The following is an 11,990-nucleotide window of genomic DNA, read 5'->3' on the forward strand; positions in this document are numbered from 1 at the left end:
ATTCTGCTTGCATCCATCCATGAACGGGACCTCGGCATGAAACTGTCCATTCTCTGCGCCGTGTCGACGTTTGCCTTGCTGTCTTGCTCGCTTGAGGCTGGCGCAGCGGCGGGCGCGACGGAAGCCGTTGTCGCTGCCGATGAAGATGCGCGCGCCGATGCCGCCGCGCGCGCCGCGCTGGGGGACGGACCCTTCGCAGGCATTGCCGTTGCCGTCTCCCGCAACGGAAAGATCGTTTATCGGGACGGCTTCGGATTTGCCGATGTCGAACGCCGAATACCCGTGAACGCGGACACGCGCTTTCCGGTCGGCTCGATCACCAAGCCGATCACCTGCCTGTCCCTCCAGCAGCTCGCCGCCGCGGGCCGTGTCGATACGGACGCAAAGGCGGGGCTTTATCTTCCCGATCTTTCCGCGCCCGCCCGCGACGTGGCGATCCGGCATCTCCTCGATCATACCTCGGGCATCGAGAACTATATCGAGGTCGGGGAATTCCCGTATCGCCAGCCGACTGGCCTCTCGCGCGGCGACATGACGGCGTTCTTCGCCGGAAGGCCGCTGCGCTTCCCGTCCGGCGAAAAATTCAGCTACTCGAACTCGAACACCTACCTGCTCGGCCTTATCATCGAGGCGGTGAGCGGCGAAAGCTACGATACCTATGTGAAAGGCCACGTGTTCGCGCCGTTCGCCATGACGCGCAGCGACTTCGAGGCGCGGCCGGAGGGTGATGCGAACCGCGCGCTCGGCTATCAGAGCCGGAGCGGCACGTTCTCGCGGGCGATCGGCTATGATTGGCTGGTGCCGTTCTCGGCGGGCGCTGCCGTCTCGACCGCGCCCGACCTGCTGCGGTTCGCCGACGGCCTGTTCGGCGAGGCGACGAAAGGCGTGCGCGAGCGGTTGCTGGCGCACGGCACGCTGGGAGACGGCACGCGCAACGCGTACACGCAAGGCTGTCTCGTCGAGGGGCGGCTCGGCGACGCTCGCAGGTTTTCCCACTCCGGCGCGATCTACGGCTTCTCCGCCCATTTCGCGCACTACCCCGATCAGAAGCTGTCGGTGGCGGTGCTCGCCAACAGTCAGGGCGAGAACTTCGGCGCAATCACGCTGTCCAACCGCATCGCGCGGATTTTCCTCGGCCAGAGCGAACCCGAGCAGATCGACAGGCCGCTCGATACGGCGGCCGCGTCATGGATCGTGGGCGATTATCATGTCGGCAATCGCCGCCTCGGGATCGACCGCCTGCGCTTTTCCCTCCGCGACGGCAAGTTGTGGCTGGAGACCGGCACGCCGGGCAGGGGCGGGCAGCCGGGCGAAAAGCAGGAGATTCCGCTTGTCCATCTCGGAGAGGACCGCTTCGTTTCGCCGCGCGACAGCGAACAGCGCTTCCGGTTCGAGAAATCGGCCGAAGGCGTGAAGGTCCTTCTGGACTACCACGGCGGCGACATGCCCTTTCATCGTGTGAGCGAGTGAACCCGATGTTGTCACCCTATGCGATCTACGACGGCGCGCCGCCGCCCGGTGTGCCCGTTCTCGACATCGACCCGTTCTCGGCGCCGTTCTTCGACGACCCCTATCCGGCGCACGAGGCGATGCGGGAGGCGGGGCCGTTCGTATGGCTCGGCCGCTACAATATCGGGGCGGTGGCGCGGTACGAACACGTGCGCGAAGCGCTGACCGACTGGGAACGCTTTTCGTCGGCGCGCGGCGTCGGCATGGAGGATTTCGAGCGGCACGGCCGCTTCCGTCTGCCGAGCCTGATCCTGGAGGCGGACCCGCCGCTCCACACGCGGTCGCGGGGCGTCTTGAGCCGGGCGCTGTCGCCGCCCGTGCTGAAAGGGCTGCGCGCGCGCTTCGCGGCGGAGGCCGAAGCGCTCGTCGAACGTGTCGTCGCGGCGGGGCGTTTCGACGCGATCGGTGATCTTGCCGAAGCCTATCCGCTGCGCGTGTTCCCGGACGCGATGGGCATGAAGCGCGAGGGGCGCGAAAAATTGCTGCCGCACGCGGAGATGCTGTTCAATTCCTTCGGGCCGCGCAATGCGCTGTTCGAGGCCTCGCGGGAGAAGGCGAGTTTCGACTGGATCGAGGAGCAGGGCAGGCGCGAGAACCTGTCGCCGGGTCTCGGCCTCGTGATTCACGAAGCCGCCGACCGCGGCGAGATCAGCCACGAGGAAGCCCCGCTGCTGGTGCGCGCGCTGTTGCAGGCCGGGCTCGACACCACGGTGAACGCCATCGGCGCGGCGCTCTATTGTCTCGCGCGCTTTCCGGACCAGTGGGAGCGGCTGCGCGCCGGGCCCGCGCTCGCAAAGGCGGCGTTCGATGAAGCGATCCGCTTCGAATCGCCGGTGCAGACCTTCTTCCGGACGGCGACGCGAAACACCGAAATCGGCGGCGCGCCGGTGCAGGAAGGCGACAAGATCCTGATGATGCTGGCCTCCGCGAACCGCGACCCGCGCCAGTGGGAGATGCCGGACCGATACGACATCACGCGCAGGACGCTCGGCCACGTCGGCTTCGGCGCCGGCATTCATCAATGCGTCGGGCAAATCCTTGCGCGGATGGAAGGCGAACTGGTGCTGGACGCGCTCGTGCGGCGCGTGAAGCGGATCCGCATTGCAGGCGATGTGGTCCGCCGCCACAACAACACGCTGCGCGGGCTTGCAAGCCTGCCTGTCGAGGTGGAGCGCGCCTAGCGCCGGCGCGGCACGAACCGCCCCGCGGCGACGCCGGTCGGCGCGCCGTTCTCGAAGGCGACCTTGCCGTTGACGATCACGGTGACGATGCCAGTGGAAAGCGCGGCCGGGTCCGCATAGGTGGCGCGCGCATTGACGGTGGCGGGATCGAACAGCACGACGTCGGCGGCAAGCCCCGGCAGCAGGCGGCCGCGGTCGCCGAGCCCGAGATGCGCTGCGGGAAAGCCCGTCATCTTGCGGATCGCCTCCTCCAGCGGGAACAGCTTCAGATCGCGGCTGTAGTGGCCGAGCACGCGCGTGAAGCTGCCGCTGGCACGCGGGTGGGCGTAGCCGCGCGCCAGCGATTGCTCGTCGATGTAGGCGCCGTCGCTGGCGATCATCACCCACGGTTTCACGATGAGCGCGCGGATGTCGGCCTCGTCGATCGTGCCGAGCGTGACGCGGACATTCCTACGGGTCGCGAGATCGGCGAGCAGGTCGAACGGAGTGATGCCGCGCCTGCCTGCGAGCAACGCGATGTTCTCGTCGACGAGGTCCGGGTCCTCCGGCGCGTCGACGATCCGCATGTTCCCGTAGCCGACGGCCTTGATCCACGAGAAGCCTTTCCCGACGCCCGCTTCCGTGGCGTGGCGAACCGCTTCGCGGCGTGCCGGGTCAGCAAGCGCCGCACGGACTTCCGCCTCGGTCACGCGCCGGTCGCCGCGCCCGTCCGGGAGGACGAAGAGATCGTAGACGGCGCGCACGGTGGCGCCGTCGAACGGATACTGGTCCGCGACGATGGCGAACCCTTCATCGCGCACCGCCTCGACCATCGCGATGACCTCGCCGATGCGGCTGCGGTTGAGGAGGCCCGTGGCCTTGAGATGCGCCAGCTTCGCCGGGATGCCCACGGCCTTGCCGAGTTCGATCGCCTCGCGCTCCGATTCCACCATGCGGAAGCCGGGGTCGCGCGTGTGCGAATCATAGGTGCCGCCGTAGGGCTTCACCTCGGCTGCAAGCGCCTGCACCTCGGCTTTCGTCGCGAACATGCCGGGGTCGTACATGAGGCCGGTGGAGAGGCCGGCGCAGCCCATCTCCATGCCTTCGCGCACCAGCGCCGCCATGCGCGCGATCTCGTCGGGCGCGGCGGCGCGGCGCTGCCCCGGCATCACCGCGTCGCGGATGCCGTTGTGGCCGACGTAGCAGCCGTGATTGACGCCCATGCCCTTCGCCGCCAGCGCCCCGGTGAGCTGCCGCATCACGCGCGGCGACAGCCCGCCGTCGGGGCTCGCCATGATCGTGGTGACGCCCTGCGACAAGTCCTGCACGTCGATGAACGGCCCGTCGACGCGCTCCACGGCCTCGGGAACGTGGCTGTGCGCGTCGATGAAGCCCGGCGCGACGGCGAGGCCGCGCGCGTCGAGCGTGCGCGCTGCAACGACGCGGGCCGGGGCCTTGTCCACGAAGCGGATTTGCCCGTCCGCGATCCCGACATCGGCGCGGCGGGGCGGCGATCCCGTGCCGTCATAGACGAGCCCGCCGCGGACGAGCAGGTCCAGCCGCCCGGGCTGACCCGCACAGGCGGAGAGCATCAGCAGCCCGGCGATGACGCGGACGGCCTTGAACGAAACCGGGTTCAGCATCGTCACCTGATCAGGACCTTCCGCAGTTTTCGCTAGACGAATTGATTTTAGCGTATAGGAAACATTCTGGTCATACAAGGCTAGGTCATGCGTTTCGATTTCATCGTCATCGGCGGCGGTATCGCCGGCCTGTCGTCGGCTGCGGCGCTTTCACATCACGGCAAGGTCGCATTGCTCGAGCGCGAGGCCCAGCCGTGCCACCACAGCTCGGGGCGGTCGGCGGCGATCTTCGTGCGCAGCTACGGCAACGACACCGTAAGGGCGCTGACGGCGATCAGCGAACGCGCCTTTGCCGCGGATGCGGCCGCCGGCCACGAAACGCTGGGGCGCAGGCGCGGCATCCTGATCGTTGCGCGAAAGGATGGCGATCCCGGCGCGCCTGCGCACGGGCGGGAACGCATCCCGGCGGAGGCGGCCGCTGCGCACATGCCGCTGCTGCGGCCCGAACGTCTCTCCCACGCCTGGCTGGAGGCGGACGCGCGCGATATCGACGTCCACGCCATGCACATGGGCTACATGAAGACGCTGAAGGCGAACGGCGGATCGCTTCTGACCGGCTTCGACGCGCAGGCGGCGATCCGCCGGGAGGGCCTCTGGCATGTTTCGGATGGCGTGCGAACCGTGGCTGCGCCCGTCGCGATCAACGCCGCAGGCGCATGGGCGGATGCGGTCGGCGTCATGTTCGGCGCCGCGCCGAAGGGCATCCGGCCGCTGAGACGAAGCGCCGCCTTGATCGACCCGCCCGCAGGCAGCGCGATCGACGACTGGCCGATGGTCGTCGATGTCGAGGAAAGCGTCTACTTCAAGCCGGAGGCCGGGAAGCTGATGGTGTCTCCCGCCGACTGCACCCCCTCGCCGCCTTGCGACAGTTGGGCCGACGACATGGATATCGCCGTCGCGATCGACCGCTATCAGGACCTGACCGGTCAGGAGGTGCGGCGCGTGACGCACACGTGGGCGGGGCTTCGCAGCTACGTGGCCGACGAAAGCCCGCTGATCGGCGCGGACGCGGCCGTTGCGGGCTTCATCTGGCTTGCCGCGCTCGGTGGTTTCGGCGTGCAGACCGCACCGGCGGCCGGTGCCGTCGCCGCCGCGCTGGCGAGCCGATCGACGCTGCCCGAGGGCGTGACGCCGGCATTGCTGCGTGCGGTCGATCCGGCACGCGCCGGATGCACGGGTCCGGCTTGAAAACGCCTCAGGATTTGCGCCGGGCCGGGTGATCGACGGCGTTCACCGCGTCGATCAGTTCGGTCTCGTTGCCCGAGCACACCGCGAGCACGCGGCATGGCGCATCGCCGTGCGCGACGTAGGCGTGGCCCATCTGGCTGTCGAGCCACATCGATTCGCCCGCGTTCAGGATCACCGGCTTGTAGTATTCGGTGTGCACCTCGAGCGCGCCCTCGAGGACGTAGACGAATTCCTCGCCGCCGTGCCGCACGTAGTCGGGGAAGGCCGCGAAGGAATGCGACTGCGGGGTCGCGACGAGGGGCACGAACGCCTTGCCGGACACGTCGGTGCTGAGATAGCAGTGATCATAGTGCTCGGTGCGCACGACGACGCCGTCGCCGATCCGGTTGATGCTGCGCCGCCCCTTCGCCGAATTGTCGCCGGACGTTGGCGCGGGGCCGCCCAGCAGGTCGGCAAGATCGACGCCGAGCCCCTGGCAGAGCTGCGTGAGCTTGTCGTAGGTGAGCGACATCTTGCCGGATTCCACCTTCGAAAGCGTCGAAATGGCGATGCCCGTGCGGCGGCTGACTTCCGACATGGTGAGGCCCATGCGGCGGCGGAGCGCCCGCAGGGCTTCAGCCAGTTTCGTGGGCGGTCGGCCCATCCATGAACTCCCAGGCGATTTTCAACGAACAGACACGCATTAGGTCAAACGGAAAGAAAGCGGAACAGCCATCCATCGAACCGCCTTGTCGGCAATCCATTCCTATACGCTAAACTTCGCATTGGAAACAGCGATGGCCCGGTGCGGATCATTGTCCCGGCCTCAATGTCAGCACGCCCACGGCGTCCTTGCGCAGGTCCGCGGCGCTGCCCGCGAGGGTGAAATAGCGGCCTGCCGCCCAGTCTTCCGCGAGGTGGCCGAACCACGGCGACAACACGTTCCCGGAAACGCCGGGGGCGATCATGTAGAGGCTGCGGGCTGGATCGGCGAGGTCCACGATCTGCCGGTAGCGGGCGCCGTAGACATCCGCATACGGGTCGTCGCTCCAGAGCCTGCTGAGGCCGGCATTGACCGTGGAGGCGTCGCCCGGCGCGGCGGGCGACGCCACGATCCGCCGCCCCACGACGGGCAGGTGCGAGAAGATGTCGTGCCTGAAACGCACGCGGTGCACATCGCCCCAGCGCCAGCCGCGCATGTCGCCATGCTCTGCGCGCAGGTCCTGCGCCGCCGCGTCGAGCGCGTTGGCAGCGATGGCCCGACATTCCGGCGGCGCGCACCAGCCGCCTTCCCCGGCGAGCAGCCGTTCGAGGCGCGGCCTGTTCGACTCGAGATAGTCCTTCGCGAGGGCGCCGAGCCTCGGCTCCAGAAGCGCCAGCGCGGTTGCCCTGTACCATGCCGACCAGATCAGCGGCCCGGCGGCGCCGATCTCCATGTTTCCGTCCCAGCGCCGCAGCGCGGCGAGGGCGGCGCGACCCTCCGCGGTGGCGGGCGACATCGCCGTGAGCACCGGTTTCAGTGCGGCGACCTCCGCCGATACCGTATCGAGCTGGAGCCGCCGCATCGTTTCGCGATCGGCGCCGTTCGCCTTGCCGAGTTGGTCGACGATCCGCGCGGCGCGCCAGCCCGGTTCGAACGCGGTGCTGTCGTAGAGACGGTCGCCGATGAGCGTGCGGTTGTTGGCGTTGGCGACGTAGCCCGACATGGGGTTCACCGTTCGCGGCATGTCCGCGGGATAGGCATGGCCGTTCCACGCGAAGCGCGCCTCCCAGCCGGGGGCGGGCAGGAAGCCGTCGCCTCCGCGGCGCGGGATGCGGGCGGCGGTCGCCATCGCAATCGTTCCCGACCGGTCGGCGAAAGCGAAATTGTGCTGGAAATGGAAATCCCCGATCGCACGTTCAAACGTGGGCCAGTCGCGTGCTGCCGCGATCTTCGCGAAGGCTTCCATGATCGGCTGGCCGTTCGGGAACTGCACGCCCGCAAGCGCGACGACATGCCCCGGCGGCAACTGCTCCCGCGCCAGCCGCCCGGCGTCGGCGTCGATGTCGGACAGCACCGGTCCGTTCGCCGTGTAGCGCAGGACGACACGTTCGGGCGCTGCGTCCTTGACCGGAATCGTCACCGTCCGCGTCAGGAATTTCCGCGGCCCCGAGGGCGTGAGGTAGCGCGACGGATCGGCGGGATCGAGGCGTTCGACGAACAGGTCCGTCTGGTCCGCCATCACGTCGGTGATTCCCCACGCGATGTCGCGGTTGCGGGCGCTCGCGAAGCCCGGTGAACCGGGACGGGACGCGCCGACGATCTCGAAATCCGTGCCGACGATGCGGACGGGGTAATAGTCCGCGGGCGCCGTGAGCGGCCCGTGCGGGTCGTTGGCGAGCATGGGCTTGCCGGTCTTCGTGCGCGCGCCCGCAATCGCCCAGCTGTTCGACGCCGGGAGGGAACGGCCGAAGGGCAAGGGCTCTGCCGCCGCCGCATTCACCCGCGTCAAGGGCAGTGCGCCGCAGGTGTCGGCGGCCGGCGCAGCAGCCGCTGGCGGCGCGTCTGGATGCGTCGCCGGGCCGCCATCCGCTGGCGAAGCGAACAGCGAACGCAGCGCGTCGCAGCTGATCGCGGGGAGCAGCCGCGCGCGCAGCAACTCGTCGCGCCAGTCGCCGAAGCCGAGCGTCAGCAGTCCGGCGACGCGGCTGACGTCGCGTTCCTCCCAATGCTCCGGCGTCATGCCCGCCAGCAGGAATTCGGGCGGGGGCGGCCCGCGCCGTGCGTCCAGCGCCGCGTTGATGCCCGCGACATAGGCGCGGATCGCGCTCCGGGTTGCCTGCGAATATTGACGCTCCGTGCGCGCGGCGATGGCTTCGATGTCGAATGCCGCGACGAGCTTGTCGGTGGGAAGCGCGTCGCTTCCGACGGCTTCGGAGAGACGGCCGCGCGCGGCGCGGCGCGTCGTTTCCAGCTGCCAGAGCCGGTCCTGCGCGTGAACGAAGCCGAGCCCGAAATAGCCGTCCTCGCGCGTGGCTGCGAAAATGTGCGGAACGGCGCGCGCATCCCGCACGATCTCGATAGTGCCGCCGAGCCCGGCCACGCTGAGTTCGCCGGAATAGTCCGGCAGCGACGCGCGCAGCCAGCCATACGTGCCCGCCAACGTCAGCGCGCCGAAGACGGCGCCTGCGAGCATCCATTTGCCTCTACCGAACCTTTTCATTCCGTCGACCTGATCCTTGCCGATGAAGCATGAAGGCTTAGCCTTCGTACTCCGGCCGTATTTTCATATACACTAATTTCTGGCCATCGCCAGCCGTGGCGGGACGCTCATTCCTGTTTCTGTTTTCCTCGGAATTTTATCCTTTAAAATTCATGAGATATGATATTTTCGGTATCTGGCGCGTATGGTGACGGGCCGCACTGTCATGGTTTGAATGAAGCTGGATTGACATTATAGGAAAAGTTGGAGCTATATAGGAAAATTAATTGAACGAACCGCGCCGGCGGTATCCGAACGCATCGGGGGCGGGCGACGGGAGAGAGGGGGAAACAATGATACTGACGACGCGTGTGGAGCCGCCGTGTGGATCGCAGGTCCGTTCGGCGCCGTGGGGCAGGGCGATGGAAGTGGCGGTGCGGGCCGCGCTCCTGTCCGGCGGCCTTCCGGTGATGCTTTCGGTCTTCGTCCATCCCGCCAGCGCGCAGGACGCACAGGCCGGAGAGGCCGGAAAAAGCGAAGACATCGTCGTCACGGCATCGCGCATCACGCGCAGCGGCTTCACCGCCCCGACGCCCACCACGATGCTGGATGCCGACAACGTCGTGCTTCAGGGCGCGTCGACCCTCACCGAGGCGGTCAACCAGATCCCGTCCTTCCTTCCGAACACGACGCCGGCGACGGCCGGGAACAGCACGGCCACCGCCGGCGCCAACTTCCTGAACCTGCGCGGCATCGGCGCGCCGCGCACGCTGGTGCTGGTCAACGGCCGCCGGTTCGTGCCCTCGGCGACGCAGGCGGCGATCGCGGGAACGGTGGACGTCAATCTTATCCCGCAGGCGCTGATCGACAGGGTGGAGGTGGTGACGGGCGGCGCGTCCGCCGCATGGGGTTCCGATGCCGTCGCCGGTGTCGTCAACTTCATCCTCGACCGCGACCAGAAAGGCCTGGAAGTCGGGCTTCAGGCGGGGATCAGCAGCCGGGGCGACAACGCGGAGACGCAGGTTTCGGCGCGCTGGGGAACGGATTTTGCGGACGGCCGCGGGCATTTCGTGATCTCGGGCGAATATTTCGACAGCCGCGGCATCCTCAACCAGCAGGACCGGAAATGGGGCGCCGAAGGCTGGCAGGTGTTCGTCAATCCGCTGTATACGCCGACCAACGGTGAGCCCGCGCGCATTCTTTCCGCAGACGTCCACCAGTCCAACCGGACGGAAGGCGGCCTCATCCTCACCGCGGGGCCGCTGCGCTACCTTCAGTTCGGTCCGGGCGGCACGGTTTCACCGTTCGCGACCGGCAGCTATCTCGGCTCGACCTACATGGTCGGGGGAGACGGCATCAATCAGGGCAAATACATCTCGCTGGTGACGCCGCACCGCCGCCGCAGCCTCTACGCGATGTTCGACTACGACATCGCCGACAATGTCCGCCTGTCGCTCGAAGGCTCCTATGCGCGGTCGACGAGCAACAACGAGACGACGGCATCGTTCAGCCTGTCGCCCTACACGATCACGCAGCAGAACGCGTTCCTTCCGGACGCGGTCCGCGGCACGATGCTGACGAACGGCATCACCCAGTTCCAGATGGGCCGGATCAATACCGACTTCGGCTATATCACCACCGATCTCGACGCCAAGGTGTATCGCGCGGTCGCCTCCCTCGACGGCAACTTCGGCGACACGTGGCGATGGTCGGCCTATTACACCTATGGCGAGACCCGGCGTCTCGACAGGTCGCTCGGCAATGTCGTCAACGCCCGCCTGGCGGCGGCGATCGATTCCATCGTCGATCCGGTAACCGAACAGCCGGTGTGCCGAAACCTCGCGACCAACCCGGGCTGCGTTCCCATCAACCTGTTCGGCTACGGCTCGCCCTCGGCGGCGGCGATCGACTATGTGACCGAGGATCAGGTCGTCGCCTCCAAGATCCGGCAGCACGCGGCCGCGCTCGACTTTTCGGGGGAACCCTTCTCGACGTGGGCCGGGGCGGTCTCCCTCGCCTTCGGCATCGAGTATCGCCGCGAATCCGTGAGGTCCGTCGCCGACGCGATCTCTCTCGCCAACGGCTTCATGATCGGAAACCCCAAGAGCCTCGCGGGGCACTACGACGTCAAGGAGGCCTATGCCGAGGCCGTGGTGCCGCTGCTGCGCGACGTGCCGTTCGCACGGCTTCTCGAGCTCAACGGCGCGGTGCGCTACACCGACTACAGCACCGGCGCGAGCGTGACGACGTGGAAGCTCGGCGGCACCTACGTGCCGACGGACGGGCTGAAGCTGCGCGGCACGCTCTCCCGCGACATCCGCGCGGCGAACCTCACCGAGATGTTCAGCATCTCCGGCCTGAGCTTCGCCAATGTCCGCGATCCGCGCGACGGCTCGTCGCCTTTCATCAGCTCGCTGAGCGCAGGCAATCCCGGGCTCGCGCCCGAGAAGGCCGATACGTGGACGGCGGGCGTCGTGCTCGAGCCGGCGATGCTGCCCGGGCTGCGCCTCTCGGTCGACTACTACGACATCGACATCAGCGGCGCGATCGGCACGCTGACGACGCAGAACATCATCGACCGCTGCTTCATCGGCGGCGCCGCGCAGCTCTGCGACCTGATCGAACTCAATCCCGACACCAGCATCCGGCACGTCAACAACTTCTTCGTCAATATCCAGACCGTGCAGACACGCGGCGTCGACGCGGAACTCGCCTATCGAACCGCGCTGGGGTCGGACAGCCTCAGCGTCCGCCTGCTCGGCACCTACGTCGCCGATCTTGTCACCGGCGACGGCGTCACCTCGGTCGACCGCGCCGGGCAGGCGCAGGGAACCGGCGTGCCGCACTGGACGGGGCTGGCGAATATCGTCTACGCCACCGGTCCGCTGTCGCTGGGCGTATCGGGCCGCTATGTCGGCGGCGGCGCGTTCGACGTGACGTTCGGGCCGAACGACATCAACGACAACAGCATATCCGGCCGTTTCTACATCAACCTCTCCGCGCAGTACGACATCGGCCGGGGCGACGGCTGGACGATGGAACTGTACGGCGCCGTGAAGAACCTGCTGGACAAGGACCCGCCCATCGTCGGCTCGACCTTCCAGGCGCCGTTCGCGACCAACGGCGCGCTCTACGACATGGTCGGCCGCTATTTCACCGTCGGGGCGCGGGTGAGGTTCTGATCCCGTCGTCCTGCCGGTCCCGGAGATCGGGGCGGGCCCGCTCTTGCCTGTTGAGCCTGCCGGACATCCCGGCATAGATTGCGGCGCCGGTTCCCGCATAGGGTTGATCGGACTTGGGAGCGGTCCGGCTCGGCATGGCGGGAGGGT

7 protein-coding genes are annotated in these 11,990 nt (G+C 67.7%); 4 read left to right on the forward strand and 3 right to left on the reverse strand.

The features are described 5' to 3' along the window. Positions 1 to 36: 36 nt before the first annotated feature. A complete protein-coding gene (locus PE061_RS09460; protein WP_271258833.1) occupies positions 37 to 1,470 on the forward strand; it encodes a serine hydrolase domain-containing protein in 1,434 nt (477 codons plus the stop codon). Between the two features lie 5 nt (positions 1,471 to 1,475). Further along, a complete protein-coding gene (locus PE061_RS09465; RefSeq protein ID WP_271258834.1) occupies positions 1,476 to 2,690 on the forward strand; it encodes a cytochrome P450 in 1,215 nt (404 codons plus the stop codon). Here the strand turns inward: PE061_RS09465 and PE061_RS09470 are convergent. After that, complete coding sequence (locus PE061_RS09470) at positions 2,687 to 4,312, reverse strand: N-acyl-D-amino-acid deacylase family protein (protein WP_271259168.1); 1,626 nt, start codon at positions 4,310 to 4,312, stop codon at positions 2,687 to 2,689. The genes PE061_RS09465 and PE061_RS09470 overlap by 4 nt on opposite strands. Positions 4,313 to 4,399: 87 nt before the next feature. Here PE061_RS09470 and PE061_RS09475 point away from each other — a divergent pair, with 87 nt between their 5' ends. Further along, positions 4,400 to 5,500, forward strand: coding sequence for an NAD(P)/FAD-dependent oxidoreductase (locus PE061_RS09475; protein WP_271258835.1), 1,101 nt, complete (start codon positions 4,400 to 4,402; stop codon positions 5,498 to 5,500). A 7-nt stretch (positions 5,501 to 5,507) separates the two neighbouring features. Here PE061_RS09475 and PE061_RS09480 read toward each other — a convergent pair whose 3' ends face one another. Both PE061_RS09480 and PE061_RS09485 read right to left on the reverse strand, forming a co-directional pair. Further along, the gene (locus PE061_RS09480; protein WP_271258836.1) at positions 5,508 to 6,143 is read right to left on the reverse strand and encodes a helix-turn-helix domain-containing protein; all 636 of its coding nucleotides are present in this window, start codon (positions 6,141 to 6,143) and stop codon (positions 5,508 to 5,510) included. A gap of 148 nt (positions 6,144 to 6,291) precedes the next feature. Then, entirely contained in the window at positions 6,292 to 8,655 is a 2,364-nt protein-coding gene (locus PE061_RS09485; RefSeq protein ID WP_271258837.1) for a penicillin acylase family protein, read from the reverse strand. A 359-nt stretch (positions 8,656 to 9,014) separates the two neighbouring features. On the opposite strand from PE061_RS09485, the gene PE061_RS09490 reads away from it, so the two are divergent. After that, positions 9,015 to 11,843, forward strand: coding sequence for a TonB-dependent receptor (locus PE061_RS09490; RefSeq protein WP_271258838.1), 2,829 nt, complete (start codon positions 9,015 to 9,017; stop codon positions 11,841 to 11,843). Positions 11,844 to 11,990 lie beyond the last annotated feature (147 nt).

This window comes from Sphingosinicella microcystinivorans (assembly GCF_027941835.1).
Classification (GTDB): Bacteria; Pseudomonadota; Alphaproteobacteria; order Sphingomonadales; family Sphingomonadaceae; genus Sphingosinicella.

Excerpts from the sequence above, each read along its gene's own strand:
- PE061_RS09485 (WP_271258837.1), bottom strand. The coding sequence starts at position 8,655 with ATGCTCGCAGGCGCCGTCTTCGGCGCGCTGACGTTGGCGGGCACGTAT.
- PE061_RS09490 (WP_271258838.1), top strand. The coding sequence starts at position 9,015 with ATGATACTGACGACGCGTGTGGAGCCGCCGTGTGGATCGCAGGTCCGT.
- PE061_RS09465 (WP_271258834.1), top strand. The coding sequence starts at position 1,476 with ATGTTGTCACCCTATGCGATCTACGACGGCGCGCCGCCGCCCGGTGTG.
- PE061_RS09480 (WP_271258836.1), bottom strand. The coding sequence starts at position 6,143 with ATGGGCCGACCGCCCACGAAACTGGCTGAAGCCCTGCGGGCGCTCCGC.
- PE061_RS09475 (WP_271258835.1), top strand. The coding sequence starts at position 4,400 with ATGCGTTTCGATTTCATCGTCATCGGCGGCGGTATCGCCGGCCTGTCG.
- PE061_RS09470 (WP_271259168.1), bottom strand. The coding sequence starts at position 4,312 with ATGCTGAACCCGGTTTCGTTCAAGGCCGTCCGCGTCATCGCCGGGCTG.
- PE061_RS09460 (WP_271258833.1), top strand. The coding sequence starts at position 37 with ATGAAACTGTCCATTCTCTGCGCCGTGTCGACGTTTGCCTTGCTGTCT.